19 protein-coding genes are annotated in these 18,803 nt (G+C 62.9%); 12 read left to right on the forward strand and 7 right to left on the reverse strand.

Annotation, left to right across the window (positions count from 1 at the left end):
- Positions 1 to 15: 15 nt before the first annotated feature.
- The gene (locus PPA02S_RS11260; protein ID WP_028634678.1) at positions 16 to 825 is read right to left on the reverse strand and encodes an SDR family oxidoreductase; all 810 of its coding nucleotides are present in this window, start codon (positions 823 to 825) and stop codon (positions 16 to 18) included.
- Positions 826 to 1,052: 227 nt separating this feature from the next.
- On the opposite strand from PPA02S_RS11260, the gene PPA02S_RS22650 reads away from it, so the two are divergent.
- Positions 1,053 to 1,205: a DUF3309 family protein gene (locus PPA02S_RS22650; protein ID WP_009682861.1), complete on the forward strand. Its 153-nt coding sequence runs from the start codon at positions 1,053 to 1,055 to the stop codon at positions 1,203 to 1,205.
- Positions 1,206 to 1,257: 52 nt separating this feature from the next.
- Here the strand turns inward: PPA02S_RS22650 and PPA02S_RS11270 are convergent, their stop codons facing one another.
- From PPA02S_RS11270 to PPA02S_RS11280, 3 genes are all read right to left on the reverse strand, one after another.
- Positions 1,258 to 2,922, reverse strand: coding sequence for a cation acetate symporter (locus PPA02S_RS11270; protein WP_028634677.1), 1,665 nt, complete (start codon positions 2,920 to 2,922; stop codon positions 1,258 to 1,260).
- Positions 2,919 to 3,230 carry a DUF485 domain-containing protein gene (locus PPA02S_RS11275; RefSeq protein ID WP_028634676.1) on the reverse strand — a complete coding sequence of 104 codons (312 nt, stop codon included), beginning with the start codon at positions 3,228 to 3,230 and terminating at the stop codon, positions 2,919 to 2,921. Before PPA02S_RS11275 ends, PPA02S_RS11270 begins: the two co-directional genes overlap by 4 nt.
- 244 nt (positions 3,231 to 3,474) lie before the next feature.
- A complete protein-coding gene (locus PPA02S_RS11280) occupies positions 3,475 to 4,335 on the reverse strand; it encodes a glycine betaine ABC transporter substrate-binding protein (protein WP_028634675.1) in 861 nt (286 codons plus the stop codon).
- A 195-nt stretch (positions 4,336 to 4,530) separates the two neighbouring features.
- Between PPA02S_RS11280 and PPA02S_RS11285 the strand changes: the two genes are divergently transcribed.
- Positions 4,531 to 6,093: a glycoside hydrolase family 17 protein gene (locus PPA02S_RS11285; RefSeq protein ID WP_028634673.1), complete on the forward strand. Its 1,563-nt coding sequence runs from the start codon at positions 4,531 to 4,533 to the stop codon at positions 6,091 to 6,093.
- 13 nt (positions 6,094 to 6,106) lie between these two features.
- Here PPA02S_RS11285 and PPA02S_RS11290 read toward each other — a convergent pair whose 3' ends face one another.
- Complete coding sequence (locus tag PPA02S_RS11290; protein WP_028634672.1) at positions 6,107 to 6,460, reverse strand: hypothetical protein; 354 nt, start codon at positions 6,458 to 6,460, stop codon at positions 6,107 to 6,109.
- Positions 6,461 to 6,649: 189 nt separating this feature from the next.
- Here PPA02S_RS11290 and PPA02S_RS11295 point away from each other — a divergent pair, with 189 nt between their 5' ends.
- Positions 6,650 to 7,948 carry a type 1 periplasmic-binding domain-containing protein gene (locus PPA02S_RS11295; RefSeq protein ID WP_028634671.1) on the forward strand — a complete coding sequence of 433 codons (1,299 nt, stop codon included), beginning with the start codon at positions 6,650 to 6,652 and terminating at the stop codon, positions 7,946 to 7,948.
- The gene (locus PPA02S_RS11300) at positions 7,941 to 8,768 is read left to right on the forward strand and encodes an MlaA family lipoprotein (protein ID WP_028634670.1); all 828 of its coding nucleotides are present in this window, start codon (positions 7,941 to 7,943) and stop codon (positions 8,766 to 8,768) included. Before PPA02S_RS11295 ends, PPA02S_RS11300 begins: the two co-directional genes overlap by 8 nt.
- A 45-nt stretch (positions 8,769 to 8,813) precedes the next feature.
- On the opposite strand, the gene PPA02S_RS11305 is transcribed toward PPA02S_RS11300, so the two are convergent.
- Positions 8,814 to 9,749, reverse strand: coding sequence for a lipid A biosynthesis lauroyl acyltransferase (locus PPA02S_RS11305; RefSeq protein ID WP_028634669.1), 936 nt, complete (start codon positions 9,747 to 9,749; stop codon positions 8,814 to 8,816).
- A gap of 111 nt (positions 9,750 to 9,860) precedes the next feature.
- Here PPA02S_RS11305 and minC point away from each other — a divergent pair, with 111 nt between their 5' ends.
- The 7 genes from minC to PPA02S_RS11335 all read left to right on the forward strand — a co-directional run bounded on the left by minC (position 9,861) and on the right by PPA02S_RS11335 (position 16,448).
- Positions 9,861 to 10,619 carry a septum site-determining protein MinC gene (minC, locus tag PPA02S_RS11310; RefSeq protein ID WP_028634668.1) on the forward strand — a complete coding sequence of 253 codons (759 nt, stop codon included), beginning with the start codon at positions 9,861 to 9,863 and terminating at the stop codon, positions 10,617 to 10,619.
- A gap of 99 nt (positions 10,620 to 10,718) precedes the next feature.
- Positions 10,719 to 11,531: a septum site-determining protein MinD gene (minD, locus tag PPA02S_RS11315; RefSeq protein WP_028634667.1), complete on the forward strand. Its 813-nt coding sequence runs from the start codon at positions 10,719 to 10,721 to the stop codon at positions 11,529 to 11,531.
- 3 nt (positions 11,532 to 11,534) lie between these two features.
- Entirely contained in the window at positions 11,535 to 11,789 is a 255-nt protein-coding gene (gene minE, locus PPA02S_RS11320; protein ID WP_028634666.1) for a cell division topological specificity factor MinE, read from the forward strand.
- Between the two features lie 156 nt (positions 11,790 to 11,945).
- Entirely contained in the window at positions 11,946 to 12,581 is a 636-nt protein-coding gene (locus PPA02S_RS11325; RefSeq protein ID WP_028634665.1) for an RluA family pseudouridine synthase, read from the forward strand.
- Between the two features lie 100 nt (positions 12,582 to 12,681).
- The gene (locus PPA02S_RS11330; protein WP_028634664.1) at positions 12,682 to 13,971 is read left to right on the forward strand and encodes a M18 family aminopeptidase; all 1,290 of its coding nucleotides are present in this window, start codon (positions 12,682 to 12,684) and stop codon (positions 13,969 to 13,971) included.
- A gap of 111 nt (positions 13,972 to 14,082) precedes the next feature.
- Complete coding sequence (locus tag PPA02S_RS23190) at positions 14,083 to 14,250, forward strand: hypothetical protein (RefSeq protein WP_169338822.1); 168 nt, start codon at positions 14,083 to 14,085, stop codon at positions 14,248 to 14,250.
- Between the two features lie 44 nt (positions 14,251 to 14,294).
- Positions 14,295 to 16,448 (forward strand): mechanosensitive ion channel family protein, encoded by a 2,154-nt coding sequence (locus tag PPA02S_RS11335; protein ID WP_028634663.1) that lies wholly within the window; start codon positions 14,295 to 14,297, stop codon positions 16,446 to 16,448.
- A 26-nt stretch (positions 16,449 to 16,474) separates the two neighbouring features.
- Here PPA02S_RS11335 and PPA02S_RS11340 read toward each other — a convergent pair whose 3' ends face one another.
- Positions 16,475 to 17,188, reverse strand: coding sequence for a UTRA domain-containing protein (locus tag PPA02S_RS11340; RefSeq protein WP_028634662.1), 714 nt, complete (start codon positions 17,186 to 17,188; stop codon positions 16,475 to 16,477).
- A 326-nt stretch (positions 17,189 to 17,514) separates the two neighbouring features.
- Here PPA02S_RS11340 and PPA02S_RS11345 point away from each other — a divergent pair, with 326 nt between their 5' ends.
- The gene (locus PPA02S_RS11345) at positions 17,515 to 18,576 is read left to right on the forward strand and encodes an ABC transporter substrate-binding protein (RefSeq protein ID WP_028634661.1); all 1,062 of its coding nucleotides are present in this window, start codon (positions 17,515 to 17,517) and stop codon (positions 18,574 to 18,576) included.
- The last annotated feature ends 227 nt before the right edge of the window (positions 18,577 to 18,803 follow it).

Genomic DNA, 18,803 nt, shown 5'->3' on the forward strand with positions numbered 1-18,803 from the left:
ATTTCACCTAATCCGTCAGCCTGAACGCGCCTTGGCTCGCATCTTCATCGCCATTTCCGCCATTTCGTCGTACAGCCGCTGAGGGGCCTGGCACTTCATGGCCCAGGCTTGCCTGCCCGCCTCGTGGGGCAGGATGAGAAACTGCCCGGCTGCCACCTGCTCGAAGATGCACTCGGCTATGTCGGCCGCGCTGATGGGCGAGCTTTCCAGCAGCTTGCCCACCTGGGCTTTCATGGCCGGGTCCGGGCCGCGGAACGAGTCCAGCAGGTTGGTCTGGAAAAAGGACGGGCACACCACGTGCACCGCCACTTCCAGCTGACGCAGTTCCACCAGCAGGCTCTCGGACAACGCCAGCACCCCGGCCTTGGCCACGTTGTAGTTGCTCATGCCCGGGCCCTGCATCAGCGCGGCCATGGAGGCGATATTGATGATGCGGCCCTTGCTGCGCTCCAGCAGCGGCAAAAACGCCTTGCAGCCCTTGACCACGCCCATCAGGTTGACCGAGATCTGCCAGTCCCAGTCTTCCAGCGACAGCTCGGCGAAGAACCCGCCCGAAGCCACGCCCGCATTGTTGACGATGACGTCCACGCCGCCGAACTGCTCGTCGCAGGCCTGGGCCATGGCGGTCAGCTGGCTGTAGTCGCGCACATCGCAGTGCTGGGCGAAGCCCGAGCCACCAGCGGCCTTCACTTGCTCCAAGGTTTCGCGCAGGCCTGCCGGGTTCACGTCGGCCAGCGCCAGCTGCCAGCCTTCGCGGGCCCAGCGCAGGGCAATTTCGCGCCCAAGGCCCGACCCGGCGCCCGTGATCATGATGCGGTTGTGCATGGCTGCAAGCCTTGTGGTGAGGGTGGATGCAGCGAGTTTAATCAAGCCCACAGGGGCTGGCAGGGCTTATCAGGCGAGTGAATGAGCGGCCATGAGCAAGCGGTTGCACAAAAAGATGTCGAACCGGCCTACACGCCGATGGAATCTTTCACAAACGGCACCGGTCCGAATTTACAAGAGGCCGGCAACCCGAGGCCCTTGACCCTCCACCACGCAAGGACTCCTACATGACCACGATTCTGATCATCATCCTGATCCTCCTGCTGATTGGCGGCCTGCCCGTCTTCCCTCACTCGCGTAGCTGGGGCTATGGCCCGTCCGGTATCGTCGGTGTGGTGCTGGTGGTCTTGCTGGTGTTGTTGCTACTCGGCAGGATCTGACGCAGACACACAAAAAAACCGCGCCTAGGCGCGGTTTTTTTATACCTGAAGATCAGTGCGAGACAGCCCCTGATGCACCCAGGCCCGTTTGCGAGCGCACGAACTGCGGAAAGAACAGCGCGCGTTCGTTCTCAGCAGCCTTGGACTTGTCGGTGATCGAGAAGAACCAGATACCGCCAAAGGCAATCAGCATGGAGAACAGTGCCGGGTATTCGTACGGGTAGATCGGTTTCTCATGGCCGAGGATCTGCACCCAGATGGTCGGGCCGAGCACCATCAGCGTTACCGCACTGATCAGGCCCAGCCAGCCGCCGATCATGGCACCACGGGTGGTCAGCTTCTTCCAGTACATCGAGAGCAACAGCACCGGGAAGTTGCAGCTGGCCGCAATGGAGAACGCCAGGCCCACCATGAAGGCGATGTTCTGCTTCTCGAACAGAATGCCCAGGCCGATCGCCAGCACGCCCAGGGCGACCGTGGTGATCTTCGACACGCGGATCTCGTCCTTGTCGTTGGCCTTGCCCTTGCGCCACACGCTGGCGTACAGGTCGTGGGACACCGCCGAGGCACCGGCCAGGGTCAGGCCCGCCACTACCGCCAGGATGGTGGCGAAGGCCACGGCCGAGATAAAGCCGAGGAACACGCTACCACCCACGGCATTGGCCAGGTGCACCGCCGCCATGTTGTTGCCACCCAGTAAGGCACCGGTAGCGTCCTTGAAGTCAGGGTTGGTGCTGACCAGCAGAATGGCGCCAAAACCGATGATGAAGGTGAGGATGTAGAAGTAGCCGATGAAGCCCGTGGCGTACAGCACGCTCTTGCGCGCTTCCTTGGCGTCACTGACGGTGAAGAAGCGCATCAGGATGTGCGGCAGGCCGGCCGTGCCGAACATCAGCGCCAGGCCCAGGGAGAACGCCGAGATCGGGTCCTTGACCAGGCCGCCTGGGCTCATGATCGCCTCACCCTTGGCGTGCACCTTGATCGCTTCGGAGAACAGGGTATTGAAATCGAAGCCTACGTGCTTCATGACCATCAGTGCCATGAAGCTGGCACCGGACAGCAGCAGCACCGCCTTGATGATCTGTACCCAGGTGGTGGCCAGCATGCCGCCGAACAGCACGTACAGGCACATCAGGATGCCCACCAGGATCACCGCCACGTGGTAGTCGAGGCCGAACAGCAGCTCGATCAGCTTGCCGGCACCTACCATCTGCGCGATCAGGTAGAACGCCACCACCACCAGCGAACCGGAGGCGGACAAGGTGCGGATTTCCTTTTGCCCCAGGCGGTAGGAGGCCACGTCGGCGAAGGTGTACTTGCCCAGGTTGCGCAGGCGCTCGGCGATCAGGAACAGAATGATCGGCCAGCCGACCAGAAAGCCGATGGAGTAGATCAGGCCGTCGTAGCCGGAGGTGAACACCAGTGCGGAAATACCCAGGAACGAGGCCGCCGACATGTAGTCGCCGGCAATCGCCAGGCCGTTCTGGAAGCCTGTGATCTTGCCGCCGGCCGCGTAGTAGTCGGCCGCCGACTTGTTGCGTTTGGACGCCCAGTAGGTAATGCCAAGGGTAAAGGCGACAAAGGCCACGAACATGGCAATCGCCGACACATTTAGCGGTTGTTTCTGCACCTCGCCGGTCAGGGCATCGGCTGCCCACACAGCGGGTGCGAAGGCTCCGCAGGCCAGTATGGCCAAGGCTTTGGCGTGACGAATCATTGTTGCGCCTCCTTCAGGATGGCCTTGTTCAGCTCATCGAATTCGCCGTTGGCGCGGCGCACGTAGATGGCGGTAAGGACAAATGCCGAAACGATCAGGCCGACGCCCAGGGGAATACCCCAGGTAATCGATGACCCAGGGCTGAGCTTGGTGCCCAGAATCTGAGGACCGTAGGCGATCAGGAGGATGAAAGCGCAGTAGAGGCCGAGCATGATCGCCGAGAGAACCCAGGCGAACCGTTCGCGTTTGCTGACCAGCTCCTTGAAACGGGGGCTGTTTTGTATCGAGAGGTAAATGCTGTCGTTCATTGTTGTTGTCCTAGCAGCACAAAGAGGGAATGCAACCCACACCCTTACTTTATGCGGCTGTTGGACGCCAACCAGACGACCTTAGTCTTAGATGCAACGGTGTTTTACCGGTTGCGTAACAAATAGCTAGAGAGTTGGGGCTGGGAGGGGCTTGCCTTGGGTTACGCGGTGGTGCGCAAATCGAGCGCCGCCCGCGCGGCGCTCGGTCTAACAGGCGATAAAGAAATTTCGGCCAGCGCCTAAATCACTTACCCGTCCACTCCTTCACACGGTCCGGGTGCTTGGCAACCCAGTCCTTGGCAGCGGCTTCAGGCTTGGCACCTTCCTGGATAGCCAGCATGACTTCGCCAATCTCATCCTTGGACTGCCAGCTGAACTTCTTCAGGAAGTCGGCCACTTCAGGGGCCTTGGTGGCCAGTTCCTTGCTGCCGATGCTGTTCACGGTTTCAGCAGCACCATAGACGCCTTTCGGGTCTTCGAGGAACTTCAGTTTCCATTTGGCGAACATCCAGTGCGGCACCCAGCCGGTCACTGCGATGGACTGCTGCTTGGCATACGCACGGCCCAGTTCGGCCGTCATCGCCGCACCGGAACTTGCCTGCAGTTTGTAACCGGTCAGGTCGTAATCCTTGATGGCCTGCTCAGTCTTGATCATCACACCCGAGCCGGCATCGATGCCGACGATTTTCTGCTTGAAGGTGTCATCGGTCTTGAGGTCACCGATGCTGACGGCCTTGACGTACTCAGGCACGATCAGGCCAATCTTGGCATCCTTGAAGTTGGCGCCGTAGTCGACCACGTTGTCCTTGTTCTTGGCCCAGTACTCACCGTGGGTAACGGGCAGCCAAGCAGACAACATGGCGTCGAGCTTGCCGGTGGCCACGCCCTGCCACATGATGCCCGTGGCCACGGCCTGCAGCTTCACGTCATAGCCGAGCTTTTGCTTGATTACTTCGGCTGCCACGTTGGTGGTGGCAACGCTGTCAGCCCAACCGTCCACGTAGCCAATGCTTACTTCTTTGGCCATGGCCTGTGTACCGCTCATGGCCAGTGCCAGGGCGGCGCCCACACCCAGGACACGTCGCATTTTTGTTAGAGTAGCCATCAAAGCATTCCCTCGTCAGGTCTTGGAGATTCCATCATCTGCCTGCATGGCAGCCGGACCTGATCCACCTGCGACCCCCAGGCGCCCATCTGCGACAGCACTGTGCCATTAGCGGCATGGGCGTGCTGCTGCCTGCGCGATACTTGCATGCCAAAGTGTTGGCGCCGGGCTACTATCCTCCCCTTTGCACCCGACATGGACTGCCCGATGCCCAGTACCGCCCGCTTGCTGATGCCACTTTACCTGCTCGCCTGCCTGCTGGGCCTGGGCGGGCTGGGCGGGCTCTGGTACGGGCTGGGCAAGCCTGTGCAGTTACCTGACGCTGCCGGCCCTGCGCACAAGTTGCAGTGCGCCTCCTATACCCCTTTCGACAAAGACCAGTCGCCCTACGACCAGCCGTTTCGCCTGCGCCCGGCACGCATGGACGCGGACCTGGCGCTACTGGCTGAGCGTTTTCAGTGCATCCGCACCTATTCCATGAGCGGTCTTGAAGCCATCCCGGCGCTGGCGCGCAAGCATGGGCTGAAGGTGATGCTGGGTGCCTGGGTCAATGCCCACCCCGCCGATACCGACAAGGAGATCGAACTGCTGATCGCCGCCGCCAATGCCAACCCGGATGTGGTGAGCGCGGTGATCGTGGGCAACGAGACCCTGCTGCGCAAGGAGATCACCGGCACACGGCTGGCAGCGTTGATCACCCGGGTAAAAAGCCGGGTGCAGGTGCCTGTTACCTATGCCGATGTCTGGGATTTCTGGTTACAGCACCCTGAAGTGGCACCGGTGGTGGACTTTCTTACCATTCACCTGCTGCCCTATTGGGAAGACAACCCCCGTGGCATTGATGATGCCTTGGCCCATGTGGCCGACGTACGCCGGCAATTTGGCCTGCGGTTCGCGCCGAAGGGCATCCTGATTGGTGAAACCGGCTGGCCCAGCGAGGGGCGCCAGCGCGAAACAGCAGTGCCCAGCCGGGTCAACGAGGCCCGTTTCATCCGCGGGTTCGTTGCCATGGCCGAGCAGAACGGCTGGCGCTACAACCTGATCGAAGCGTTCGATCAGCCCTGGAAGCGCGCCAACGAAGGCGCTGTCGGCGGCTACTGGGGGCTGTATGACGCCAACCGCCTGGACAAGGGCGTGCTGGAGGGGCCAGTCAGCAACCTGCCCGATTGGCCCCAATGGTGGGTGGCCAGCGCCGTACTGATGGGGCTGATGTTGCTGCTGGCCGGGCGGCCCAGCGGCACGCAGGCCGCCGTCGCGCTGCCGTTGCTGGCCGCATTTGGCGCGGGTTGCCTGGGGCTGTGGGGTGAGCTGATGCGCACCCATGCGCGGTTCGCTTCGGAATGGGTGTGGGCCGTGCTGCTGGCGGGGCTGAACCTTGTGGTGCTGGCCCACGGGGCCCTGGCACTGGCGCAACGGGCCGGCTGGCGCCAGCGGCTGTTCGCCGGGTTGCAGGCGCAGGCAGGCAGGGTGCTGCTGGTGGCCGGCGTTGCGGCAGCGGTGAGCATGCTGGCGATGGTGTTCGACCCGCGCTACCGCAGCTTCCCCAGCGCCGCGCTGGCGCTCCCGGCGCTGGTTTATGTGCTGCGGCCGGTGCCGGTGCGGCGCCGCGAAGTGACGCTGCTGGCGTGCATCGTGGGTGCCGGTGTAGTGCCACAACTGTTCATCGAGGGCGCTCACAACCAGCAAGCCTGGGTTTGGGCGGCCGTGAGCGTGCTGATGACGGCGGCCCTGTGGCGCAGCCTGCGTATCGCCCGGTAACAGCCCAGACTCGCTACCGCACCAACCGCAACCCCGCCAGCACCAACGCGAACACCGCCATGCTGGCGGTATACAGCACCAACGCCGGCACTGCGAGCACCAAGGCCAAGCCGGCCAGCCACGCGCCAGTACGCCCGCTCACCACCAGCCCCAGCAGCGCCAACGCCAACCCACCCCAGGCCAGTACCTGATAGTGAATGCCCAACCCCAGCAACGCGCGCACCTCACACTGCCAGTACGCCGCAGGCTGCGTGCACAGGCCCACCCACTGCCCGTCCTCCATCAGCCCGTAGCGCACGCCATAGCTCGCCGCAAGCCACAGCCCGACAAACAACACCGTCAATACAGCCGGCCATGTACGCGTCATCCATCTCTCCAGCAGTGGTCATAGAAAACGCGCATGATGGCGCAGGGCCCATTTCAAGGCAAAATGCCAGGCCTGCAGCTATGTTGCAGATAACAGGTACACCAAAGGCCATCACGCCCGGCAACTTTGCCTGGGGCGCCGTGGTCCTAGCCTGCACACGCGCCACCTTGCGTTCTTTTGGGGGATTACATGCTTCGATTTATGCGCCTCGCTGCCGTTCTCGGCAGCTTGCTCATGGCTGTGGCCGCTTCTGCGCGGGATATCGACGCCGCGAGCTATGGCTACCCCTTGACCAACCCGTTCGAGGCGACCATCGCCACCACGCCGCCAGACCAGCGCCCGATGCTGCCCAGCGACGATGAAATCGACCAGTCCGACTACAGCCTCACCCTGCGCCCAGAGCGCGAATTCACCCTGCCCGACAACTTCTGGGCGGTGAAAAAGCTCAAATACCGCCTGGCTCGCCAGGACCACGCCGCGCCGCTGATCTTCATTATCGCCGGCACCGGGGCATCCTACAGCAGCAGCATCAACGAATACCTCAAGAAGCTGTTCTACCAGGCCGGTTTCCACGTGGTGCAGCTGTCGTCGCCCACCAGCTTCGACTTCATCAGCGCTGCCTCGCGCTTCGCCACCCCCGGCATCAGCCAGGATGACGCCCAGGACATGTACCGCGTGATGCAGGCAGTCCGGGCCCAGCATGCACGGCTGCCGGTCACCGACTTCTACCTCACGGGGTACAGCCTCGGTGCGCTGGATGCCGCGTTCGTCAGCCACCTGGACGAAACCCGCCGCAGCTTCAACTTCAAGCGCGTGCTGCTGCTGAACCCGCCGGTGAACCTGTACACGTCCATCAACAACCTGGACAAACTGGTGCAGACCCAGGTGAAAGGCATTGACCGCAGCACCACCTTCTACGAGCTGATGCTGGAAAAACTGACCCGCTACTTCCAGGAAAAAGGCTATATCGACCTCAACGAGGCCTTGCTGTACGACTTCCAGCAGTCCCGTCAGCACCTGTCCAACGAACAGATGGCCATGTTGATCGGTACTTCGTTCCGCTTCTCGGCGGCCGACATCGCCTTTACCTCCGACCTGATCAACCGCCGCGGCCTGATCATCCCGCCCAAGCAGCCGATCACCGAAGGCACCAGCCTCACGCCCTATTTCAAGCGGGCCCTGCAATGTGACTTCGACTGCTACATGACCGAGCAGGTCATCCCCATGTGGCGGGCGCGCACCGGTGGCGGCACCATTCTGGAACTGACCAACCAGGTGAGCCTGTACGCGCTCAAGGACTACCTGCAAAACAGCAAGAAGATCGCCGTGATGCACAACGCCGACGACGTCATCCTGGGCCCAGGCGACATCGGCTTCCTGCGCAAGGTGTTCGGCGACCGCCTGACCCTCTACCCCCATGGCGGCCATTGCGGCAACCTCAACTATCGCGTCAACAGTGACGCCATGCTGGAGTTCTTCCGTGGTTAACAAACTCCTCTTTGCCGCGGCGCTGCTGGCCGCAGGCCATACCCTGGCCGCAGAAACCGCCCCACGGGCCAGCGTGGTCGAGGGCGACCCGCAGGTGATCGGCACCGCGCCCCTGGCCCCAGAGGCAGACGGCTTTCTCGACCCGCTGCGCGAGCTGAAATTCAACCCGGGGCTGGACCAGCGCGAGTTCGAGCGCTCCACCCTGGAGGCATTGAACGTGTACGACCCGCTGGAGTCGGTGAACCGGCGCGTGTACCACTTCAACTACCGGCTGGACCAATGGGTGCTGCTGCCGCTGGTCAACGGTTACCAGTACATCACCCCGCGCTTCGTGCGCAGTGGCGTGACCAATTTTTTCAACAACCTGGGCGATGTGCCCAACCTGTTCAACAGCGTGCTGCAGTTGAAGGCCAAGCGCTCGGCAGAAATCACCGCCCGCCTGATGTTCAACACCATCATTGGCGTGGGCGGGCTGTGGGACCCGGCCACCCGCATGGGGTTACCGCGCCAGAGCGAAGACTTTGGCCAGACGCTGGGCTTCTACGGCGTGCCGGAAGGCCCGTACCTGGTGCTGCCACTGCTGGGCCCGTCCAACCTGCGGGATACCACCGGGCTGGTGGTGGACTATGCCGGCGAACAGGCCGTCAACTACCTGGACGTGGCCGATACCAGCAAGAAGCACCCGGAAATCTTCGCCCTGCGCGTGGTGGACAAGCGCTACACCACCAACTTCCGCTATGGCCAGCTGAACTCGCCGTTCGAATACGAGAAAGTGCGCTACGTGTATACCCAGTCGCGCAAGCTGCAGATCGCCGACTGAAACCGCTGCGCCACTGCCACCCGCTGGGCAGTGGCGCAACACCGGTCAACGGCTTTTCTTGTCGTACAGCCGGGGCGCCCCTTCCGGGCGTGACTTGAACCGGCGGTGTGCCCACAGGTACTGCTCCGGGCACTCGCGCAACACCCCCTCCACCCATTGGTTGATGCGCAGGCAGTCGGCCTCTTCGCTTTCACCCGGGAAGCCTGCCAGCGGCGGGTGGATCACCAGGCGGTAACCACTGCCGTCCTCCAGGCGTTTTTGCGTGAACGGAATCACCTGCGCCCTGCCCAGGCGGGCGAACTTGGTGGTGGCGGTCACCGTGGCGGCCGGGATGCCGAACAGCGGCACGAAAACACTTTGCTTGGCGCCATAGTCCTGGTCAGGTGCGTACCAGATGGCGCGGCCTGCCCGCAGCAGTTTGAGCATGCCGCGCACGTCTTCGCGCTCAACGGCCAGCGAATCGAGGTTGTGGCGCTCACGGCCGCTGCGCTGGATGAAGTCGAACAGCGCATTGCCGTGCTCGCGGTACATGCCATCGATGGTGTGCTGCTGGCCCAGCAGCGCCGCGCCGATTTCCAGGGTGGTGAAATGCACCGCCATCAAGATGGCGCCCTGGCCGGCCTGTTGTGCCGCCTGCAAGTGCTCAAGGCCCTCGACGTGGGCCAGGCGCGCCAGCCGGGCCTTGGGCCACCACCAGCTCATGGCCATTTCGAAGAAGGCAATGCCGGTGGAGGCGAAATTGGCCTTCAGTAGGCGCTGCCGTTCGTCAGCCGACAGCTCGGGGAAACACAGCTCCAGGTTGCGCGCGGCAATGCGGCGGCGTTCGCCGGCAAAGCGATACATGACCGCCCCCAGCGCGGCACCCAGCTTGAGCAGCACCTTGTACGGCAACTGAACCACCAGCCACAACAGGCCCAGGCCCAGCCACAGGCCCCAGAACTTGGGGTGAAGGAAATAGGGGCGAAAACGCGGGCGTTCCATTGAAGCTTCCGGTAAGACAAAGGCCGCGCATTCTACAACGGATCAGCACAAGTTGCGGGCAACCGGTCTTATCGTTATAAGTCAGGGCACTTTTTCCGCAACAAGCCGTCTATGCAGACCATGAGCCAAAACCACACACCCGACACCGCCTCCGTGTTCCAGCTCAAGGGCAGCATGCTCGCCATCACCGTACTGGAACTGGCGCGCAATGACCTTGAAGCCCTTGACCGCCAACTGGCAGCCAAGGTCGCCCAGGCACCCAACTTCTTCAGCAACACGCCGCTGGTGCTGGCGCTGGACAAGCTGCCGGCTGGCGAAGGCGCAATCGACCTGCCCGGCTTGATGCGGATCTGCCGTCATCACGGCCTGCGTACCTTGGCCATCCGCGCCAATCGCATCGAGGACATTGCGGCCGCCATTGCCATCGACCTGCCTGTGCTGCCGCCGTCCGGTGCCCGCGAACGGCCACTGGAGCCTGAGCCGGAAGTGCGCAAGCCAGAGCCTGCGCCCACCCCGCCACCGGTGGTGGAGCCTGAGGTGCGGCCCACCCGCATCATCACCTCGCCGGTGCGCGGCGGCCAGCAGATCTACGCCCAGGGCGGCGACCTGGTGGTGACCACCTCGGTCAGCCCGGGTGCGGAACTTCTGGCCGATGGCAACATCCATGTGTACGGCGCCATGCGCGGCCGGGCCCTGGCCGGCATCAAGGGCAATACCAAGGCGCGTATCTTCTGCCAGCAAATGACCGCCGAGATGGTTTCCATCGCCGGCCAGTACAAAGTCTGCGAAGACTTGCGCCGCGACCCGCTGTGGGGCACCGGCGTGCAAATCAGCCTGTCTGGCGACGTGTTGAACATCACCCGTCTTTAACGGATACTTGCCAGCATTTTTAGCGCAACTTTTTACCGTTGCCGTTACTTCAGTTATTTGCAGGGACTTGCGTCCCGATCATTTTAGGGGTGAAACACCTTGGCCAAAATTCTCGTGGTTACTTCCGGCAAAGGGGGTGTGGGCAAGACCACCACCAGCGCCGCCATTGGTACCGGCCTCGCACTGCGTGGCCACAAGACCGTCATCGTCGACTTCGACGTGGGGCTGCGTAACCTCGACCTGATCATGGGCTGTGAACGCCGCGTGGTGTACGACTTCGTCAACGTCGTCAACGGCGAAGCCAACCTGCAGCAAGCCCTGATCAAGGACAAGCGCCTGGAGAACCTGTACGTACTGGCCGCCAGCCAGACGCGTGACAAGGACGCCCTCACCCAGGAAGGCGTTGAAAAGGTACTGATGGAACTGAAAGAACAGTTCGAGTACGTGATCTGCGATTCGCCGGCCGGCATCGAGAAAGGTGCCCACCTGGCCATGTACTTCGCCGATGAAGCCATTGTGGTCACCAACCCTGAGGTGTCTTCGGTACGTGACTCCGACCGCATGCTGGGCATTCTGTCGAGCAAGTCGCGCCGCTCCGAAAACGGCGAAGAGCCGATCAAGGAACACCTGCTGATCACCCGTTACCACCCAGAGCGCGTGGTAAAGGGCGAAATGCTGAGCGTGGCCGACGTCGAAGAAATCCTGTCGATCAAGCTCAAGGGCGTGATCCCGGAATCGCAGGCGGTGCTCAAGGCATCCAACCAAGGTATCCCGGTCATTCTCGACGACCAGAGCGATGCCGGCCAGGCCTACAGCGACGCGGTAGACCGCCTGCTGGGCAAAGAGAAGCCGATGCGCTTCATCGATGTACAGAAGAAGGGATTCTTCGAGCGCATTTTCGGGAGCAAATAAACCATGAACCTTTTTGACTTCTTTCGTGGCAGACAAAAACAGACCAGCGCGTCGGTGGCGAAAGAGCGTCTACAGATCATCGTGGCGCACGAGCGCGGCCAACGCAGCGAACCGGACTACCTGCCGGAGTTGCAAAGAGAACTGCTGGAAGTCATTCGCAAGTACGTGAACATCGGCAACGATGACGTGCACATCGAATTGGAAAACCAGGGAAGTTGCTCGATTCTGGAGCTGAACATCACCCTGCCTGATCGCTGATACCGCGAGCAGGAGTGGGTTATTGGGGCTGCTTTGCAGCCCGTCGCCGGCAAACCGGCTCTTGCAGGTCATGCACATGCCTGTGGGGCTCGGTTTGCCGGCGATGGGCCGCACAGCGGCCCCACTGCTTTTCACCGATTCAACCGAGACCACGCAATGCCGCTGTCCACTATCCAGATCCTGCACGAAGACGCCGCCATCCTGGTGATCAACAAACCCACCCTGCTGCTGTCCGTGCCCGGCCGGGCGGATGACAACAAGGATTGCCTGATCACCCGCCTGCAGGAAAACGGCTACCCCGATGCGCTGACCGTGCACCGCCTGGACTGGGAAACCTCCGGCATCATCCTGCTGGCCCGCGATGCCGACAGCCACCGCGAGCTGTCGCGTCAGTTCCATGACCGGGAAACCGAAAAAGCCTACACCGCACTGTGCTGGGGCCAGCCGACACTGGACAGCGGCAGCATCGACCTGCCGCTGCGCTACGACCCGCCTACCAAGCCCCGCCATGTGGTCGACCATGAGCAGGGCAAGCATGCCCTGACGTTCTGGCGCATCCTCGAACGCTGCGGCGACCACTGCCGCGTGGAGCTGACGCCCATCACCGGCCGCTCCCACCAGTTGCGGGTGCATATGCTGTCCATCGGCCACCCGCTGCTGGGCGACCGCCTGTACGCCAACCCCGAAGCCCTGGCAGCCCACCCGCGGCTATGCCTGCACGCCTCGATGCTGAGCTTTACCCACCCGGTATCCGGGCAGCGGTTGAAGTTCGAGTGCCCCGCCCCTTTCTGAACGGCCGTAAACACCCAGGCAGGCCGCCTGGGGCTTGCCCCTGAGCGGGTTTTTATTGAAGCTTGCAGCTTGCTGCCAGCCGCTTGACCCGGAGTAAGCCATGCGCGATGTACTGAACTCAGGCCTTATCGAATTTCTGAAGGCCTCCCCTACCCCATTCCATGCCACTGCCAGCCTTGCCCAGCGCCTTGAGGCGGGCGGCTATCAGCGCCTGGATGAGCGCGACAGCTGGGCGGTGGTACCCGGTGGGCGCTACTACGTCACCCGCAACGACTCGTCGATCATCGCCATCCAGCTGGGCAAACAGTCGCCGCTGCTCAACGGTATCCGCATGGTCGGCGCCCACACCGACAGCCCCTGCCTGCGGGTAAAGCCGCAGCCAGAGCTGCAACGCCAGGGCTTTTTGCAACTGGGCGTGGAGGTGTACGGCGGTGCCCTGCTGGCGCCGTGGTTCGACCGCGACCTGTCGCTGGCCGGGCGCGTTACCTATCGCCGTGACGGCAAGGTCGAAAGCCAGCTGATCGACTTCGCGCTGCCGATTGCGGTGATCCCCAACCTGGCCATTCACCTTAACCGTGGGGCCAATGAAGGCTGGGCCATCAACCCGCAGAACGAGCTGCCACCGATCCTGGCCCAGGTGGCCGGGGATGAGCGCCTCGATTTTCGCGCCGTGCTCACAGAGCAACTGGCCCGCGAACACCAACTGAACGCGGATGTGGTGCTGGACTACGAGCTGAGCTTCTACGACACCCAGGCCGCTGCCCAGGTGGGGTTGCAGGGTGATTTCATTGCCGGCGCACGGCTGGACAACCTGTTGTCGTGCTACGCCGGGCTACAGGCGCTGCTGGCCGCGGACAGCGATGAAACCTGCGTGCTGGTGTGCAACGACCACGAAGAGGTGGGCAGCAGCTCGGCCTGTGGCGCCGACGGCCCGATGCTGGAGCAGACCCTGCAGCGCCTGCTGCCTGACGGCGACGCCTATGTGCGCACCATCCAGCGCTCGCTGATGGTGTCGGCCGACAACGCCCACGGCGTACACCCCAACTATGCCGACAAGCACGACGGCAATCACGGCCCCAAGCTGAACGCCGGGCCGGTGATCAAGGTAAACAACAACCAGCGCTACGCCACCAACAGCGAAACCGCCGGGTTCTTCCGCCACCTGTGCATGGCCGAGGAAGTGCCGGTGCAAAGCTTCGTGGTGCGCAGCGACATGGGCTGCGGCTCCACGATCGGGCCGATTGCAGCCAGCCACCTGGGCGTGCGCACGGTGGACATCGGGCTGCCGACCTTCGCCATGCACTCGATCAGGGAACTGTGCGGCAGCCACGACCTGGCGCACTTGGTGAAAGTACTCACAGCGTTCTACCGCAGCCGCGAACTGCCTTGACCTGCACTGGGCGTGCCCGGGCTTCTGGCTTGGGCATGCCCGGGGTCAACCCGCCTGGGTGGTAACGCGCTATGCTTGCTTCAAGGTTTCACTGCACAAGGATCGTCGCCCATGTCACCGTTTCTGTCCCTCTTCCTGCCTGTCTGTGTTTTTCTGCTGTTGCTCACCCTCGGCTTCGGCATGCGCGAGCGTAACGTCGGCGTGCTGATGATGTGGCTGGGCACACTGGGCATCTTTGGCCTGACCTGCTGGAAGATCCTGGAGAAACTGCCGACATAAACCTCTACACTCGGTCAATCGTTTGACCTGAGGTAGATTTGCCAGTGCCTGCCCTTCTGCGTTACCTGCTGCTGTTGCTTCTGCTGTCTTTCACCCCGGCCCACGCCGCGGGCCTGCCCGGCCTGCTCGGCGGCAGCGCCCCTGCGCAACCCCAGGCCACCGAGCCGCTGGGCAAGTCGCTGGACGAGGTGATCAAGAACCTTGAAAACGACCAGCAGCGGGCCAAGCTGCTGGCCGACCTGAAAAAGCTGCGCGACGCCACACGGCAATCCCAGCCCAGTGTCGAGCAAGGGGTGCTCGGCCTGATCGGGGGCGCCCTGCATGATTTCGAGGCGCAGTTCAGTGGCGACGCCAGCCCGTTCCAGCGCTGGGGCCTGGAGATCGAACAGGCCAAGGCGGAGCTGGCCGAACTGGTGGTGCCGGTGCACCAATGGCCGGCCATTCTGTTCGGCTTTGCTGCGGTGATTGCGGTATGGAGCGTGCTTGCCTTCGCCTTCAACTGGGTGGGCCACCGGGTTCGCCTGCGCTTTGGGCTGAGCGAGGAACTGCCACAGCACCCACGTACCTGGGACTTGGTGCGCTTTGCCCTGCGCAAGCTTGGCCCGTGGCTGGTGGCACTGGTGTTCACCGTGTACCTGAGCTTCGTGCTGCCACCGTCACTGGGCAAGTCGCTGGCCATGGTGCTGGCCTATGCCTTGGTGGTGGGTACCTGCTTCTCGGCGATCTGCGTGATCGCCTTCTCGCTGCTGGATGGCCCACACCGTCACCGTGCCCTGCACATCCTGCGGCACCGCGCCTTCCGCCCCTTGTGGATGATCGGCAGCTTTGCCGCCTTCGGCGAAGCCATGGGCGACCCACGGCTCACGGCAGCGCTGGGCACGCACCTGGCCCATGGCGTGGCCACCCTGGCCAACGTGGTGGCAGCGGTATGCACCGGCTTGTTCATCCTGCGTTTCCGCCGGCCTATCGCTCATCTGATCCGCAACCAGCCGCTGTCGCGCCGCCTTACCCGGCGCACCCTCAGCGACACCATCGAGATTCTGGGCAGCTTCTGGTTCGTGCCCGCGCTGATCCTGGTGGCCATCTCGCTGTTCGCCACCTTCGTGTCGGCGGGCGACACCAGCACCGCATTGCGCCAGTCACTGATGTGCACGGTGCTGGTGGTGGTGTGCATGGTGCTCAACGGCCTGGTACGCCGGCATGCCGCCAACCCCAAGCGTGCCAGCAAGCGCCAGGCCGTGTATGCCGAGCGCCTGCGCAACTTTGGTTACCTGTTGCTGCACCTGTTCATCTGGCTGGTGTTCATCGAGCTGGGCCTGCGGGTGTGGGGCTTGTCGATGCTCAGCTTCGCCGAAGGTGACGGCCATGACATCAGCCTGCGCCTGCTGGGCCTGGCGACCACGCTGATCGTGGCCTGGCTGGTGTGGATCCTGGCGGACACGGCCGTGCACCATGCCCTGGTGCGCTCGCGCCGCGGCCTGGCCAACGCCCGTGCACAAACCATGATGCCGCTTATCCGCAACGTGATGTTCGTGTTCATCTTCATCATCGCGGTGATCGTGGCCCTGGCCAACATGGGCATGAACGTGACGCCGCTGCTGGCCGGTGCCGGTGTGATCGGCCTGGCGATCGGTTTTGGTGCCCAGTCGCTGGTCGCCGACCTGATCACGGGCCTGTTCATCATCATCGAAGACTCCCTGGCCATCGACGACTACGTGGATGTAGGCGGCCACCTGGGCACGGTAGAAGGCCTTACCATCCGTACCGTGCGCCTGCGGGACATCGATGGCATCGTGCACACCATCCCGTTCAGTGAAATCAAGAGCATCAAGAACTACTCCCGCGAGTTCGGCTACGCCATCTTCCGCGTGGCCATCCCGCACAGCATGAACATCGACCAGGCCATCACGCTGATCCGCGAAGTGGGGCAAAAATTGCGCAGCGACCCGCTGATGCGCCGCAACATCTGGTCACCGCTGGAATTGCAGGGCGTGGAGAGTTTCGAGTCGGGGTCGGCGATCTTGCGGGCGCGATTCAAGACTGCGCCAATCAAGCAATGGGAAGTGTCCCGGGCCTTCAACCTGGCGCTCAAGCGCCAGCTGGATGAGGCTGGGCTGGACCTGGCAACGCCACGATTGTCGGTGCAGGTGGTGACGGCCGGTGGTGGTGCCATGGCTGACACGGCGGCGTCCAGCTAGGGTACTGCCGCTGGCAAGCACAGGGGTCAGCCGGCTTGGGCACGGATGCGGATTGCATCGTGCCGCCAGTACTCGAGGTCGCAGTCGATCAGGTGACCGTGCTGGTCGCTGTTGACCCGGGTGATGTGCAAGCCCGGGCTGCCCACGGAAACTTTCAGCGCACCGGCCGCCTCGGTGGGCAAGGCGGTTGGCAGAATCTCGAAGCACACCTGCCCGTAGCGCAGCCCGTAGACCCGCTCGTAGATCTCGGTTAGCGAACGCCCCAGGTCCTGCTGCAGCACATCAGGGAAATACTGAGGGTTGAGGTAGTGCTCGGCATACAGTACCGCCCTGCCGTCGATCCGCCTTAGCCGGCAAATGCGTACCACACTGGACAACGGCGGCAGCTGCAGGCGCGCACAGATAGTGGCCGAAGCCGGTTGCAGCCGCGCAGACAGCAGCTCGGTGCTGGCCACCCGCCCCTGTTCACGCACCATGGCGTGAAAATGGCTGCGCTCGATCAAGTCGTAGGTCAGGCGTTGGGGGGCGACGAACCAGCCGCGGCGTTCTTCACGGTAGATCAGCCCTCGGGCTTCCAACTGCACCAGGGCCTCGCGCAGGGTGATGCGCGTGGTGGCAAACACCTCACTCAGGCGGCGTTCTGCCGGCAGCTTGCCGCCGGGCATCAGCAGGCCATGCTCGATCTGCTCTTGCAGGGCGTGGCAGATGGCTGTTACCGCCCGTGGTGGCATCGGCTGCATCAAAGGTTACCTATCTGGACTAGGCCAGCCCCACAACGGGGCATCTGGCACGTGCTGCAAGCCTATGCAGGGCGGATGAACATCCTGTGACAGGCTGTGCGCCGACGTTGCCAGAATCGGGCCAGGGCCGCCCGGACGCCGGCAGGAACTGGTCTACGCTGTAGTGCCAGGGGTTCGCCGCCAAATACCCAGGCCGGGCCCTACATCAAATTGTCACGCAAGCGGCCTACCTTGGCTCAAGGTTTGCTGACCTAGACCAAAGGCTGCAGACAACGGCTTCACTCATAACAACGTTCGGTTGCAGGCACCCACCCAAGGAGCTACGGATGAAAAAGTTGTTCATGGCGTCACTGCTCGGTTCGGCCATCGCATTCTGCACCACGGCCATGGCCGCAGAAGACCTCAAGGCACTCGAAGAAGCCGCCCGCAAGGAAGGCACCGTCAACAGCGTGGGCATGCCCGATGCCTGGGCCAATTGGAAAGGCACCTGGCAGGACCTGGCCAGCAAGTACGGGCTCAAGCACAGCGACACCGACATGAGTTCGGCGCAGGAAATTGCCAAGTTTGAAGCCGAGAAGGACAACGCCAGTGCCGATATCGGCGACGTTGGCGCCGCCTTCGGCCCCATCGCCATCGCCAAGGGCGTGAGCCAGCCGTACAAGCCCAGCACCTGGGACCAGATCCCGGAGTGGGCCCGTGACAAGGACGGCCATTGGGCGCTGGCCTATACCGGTACCATCGCCTTCATCATCAACAAGGACCTGGTGAAGGAAGGTGACCGCCCCACCACCTGGCACGACCTGGAAAAAGGCAAGTACAAGGTCGCCATCGGGGACGTCGGTACGGCCGCCCAGGCTGCCAACGGCGTGCTGGCGGCCGCTATTGCCTACAAGGGCGACGAAAGCAACGTAGCACCTGGCCTGCAACTGTTCACCAAGCTGGCCCAGCAGAAGCGCCTGTCGCTGGCCAACCCGACCATCCAGACACTTGAGAAGGGTGAAGTGGAAGTGGGCGTGGTATGGGACTTCAACGGCCTGAGCTACCGTGACCAGATCGACCCAAAGCGCTTTGAAGTGCTGATCCCTGCGGATGGCTCGATCACCTCGGGCTACACCACCATCATCAACAAATACGCCAAGCACCCGAATGCGGCCAAGCTGACCCGTGAGTACATCTTCAGCGACGCCGGGCAGACCAACCTGGCCAACGGCTACGCCCGGCCGATCCGCGCCGAGCACCTGAAGCTGCCGGCTGAGGTGCAGGCCAAGCTGCTGCCTAACGAGCAGTACGGGGCTGCGCAACCGATCAAGAATGCTGATGCCTGGGAGGCCACTTCCAAGAAGCTGCCGCAGCTGTGGCAGGAGCAGGTCATCATCGAGATGGAGTAGGGGCTGGGCTATCTGGCGCCTGAACGGGCCCTTTCGCGGGTAAACCCGCTCCCACAGGATCAACACCGGCTTTAGCCTTGTGTTGATCCTGCTGGAGCAGCACAGGCCTTGGCCTTGTGTTGATCCTGCTGGGGCAGCACAGGCCTTGGCCTTGTGTGATCCTGCTGGGGCAGCACAGGCCTTGGCCTTGTGTTGATCCTGCTGGGGCACCACAGGCCTTGGCCTTG

Source organism: Pseudomonas parafulva NBRC 16636 = DSM 17004 (assembly GCF_000730645.1).
GTDB lineage: Bacteria > Pseudomonadota > Gammaproteobacteria > Pseudomonadales > Pseudomonadaceae > Aquipseudomonas > Aquipseudomonas parafulva.

Coding starts and splice junctions, on each gene's coding strand:
- PPA02S_RS11260 (WP_028634678.1), bottom strand. CDS start 825: ATGCACAACCGCATCATGATCACGGGCGCCGGGTCGGGCCTTGGGCGC.
- PPA02S_RS22650 (WP_009682861.1), top strand. CDS start 1,053: ATGACCACGATTCTGATCATCATCCTGATCCTCCTGCTGATTGGCGGC.
- PPA02S_RS11270 (WP_028634677.1), bottom strand. CDS start 2,922: ATGATTCGTCACGCCAAAGCCTTGGCCATACTGGCCTGCGGAGCCTTC.
- PPA02S_RS11275 (WP_028634676.1), bottom strand. CDS start 3,230: ATGAACGACAGCATTTACCTCTCGATACAAAACAGCCCCCGTTTCAAG.
- PPA02S_RS11280 (WP_028634675.1), bottom strand. CDS start 4,335: ATGGCTACTCTAACAAAAATGCGACGTGTCCTGGGTGTGGGCGCCGCC.
- PPA02S_RS11285 (WP_028634673.1), top strand. CDS start 4,531: ATGGACTGCCCGATGCCCAGTACCGCCCGCTTGCTGATGCCACTTTAC.
- PPA02S_RS11290 (WP_028634672.1), bottom strand. CDS start 6,460: ATGACGCGTACATGGCCGGCTGTATTGACGGTGTTGTTTGTCGGGCTG.
- PPA02S_RS11295 (WP_028634671.1), top strand. CDS start 6,650: ATGCTTCGATTTATGCGCCTCGCTGCCGTTCTCGGCAGCTTGCTCATG.
- PPA02S_RS11305 (WP_028634669.1), bottom strand. CDS start 9,749: ATGGAACGCCCGCGTTTTCGCCCCTATTTCCTTCACCCCAAGTTCTGG.
- minC (WP_028634668.1), top strand. CDS start 9,861: ATGCAGACCATGAGCCAAAACCACACACCCGACACCGCCTCCGTGTTC.
- minE (WP_028634666.1), top strand. CDS start 11,535: ATGAACCTTTTTGACTTCTTTCGTGGCAGACAAAAACAGACCAGCGCG.
- PPA02S_RS11325 (WP_028634665.1), top strand. CDS start 11,946: ATGCCGCTGTCCACTATCCAGATCCTGCACGAAGACGCCGCCATCCTG.
- PPA02S_RS11330 (WP_028634664.1), top strand. CDS start 12,682: ATGCGCGATGTACTGAACTCAGGCCTTATCGAATTTCTGAAGGCCTCC.
- PPA02S_RS23190 (WP_169338822.1), top strand. CDS start 14,083: ATGTCACCGTTTCTGTCCCTCTTCCTGCCTGTCTGTGTTTTTCTGCTG.
- PPA02S_RS11340 (WP_028634662.1), bottom strand. CDS start 17,188: ATGCAGCCGATGCCACCACGGGCGGTAACAGCCATCTGCCACGCCCTG.
- PPA02S_RS11345 (WP_028634661.1), top strand. CDS start 17,515: ATGAAAAAGTTGTTCATGGCGTCACTGCTCGGTTCGGCCATCGCATTC.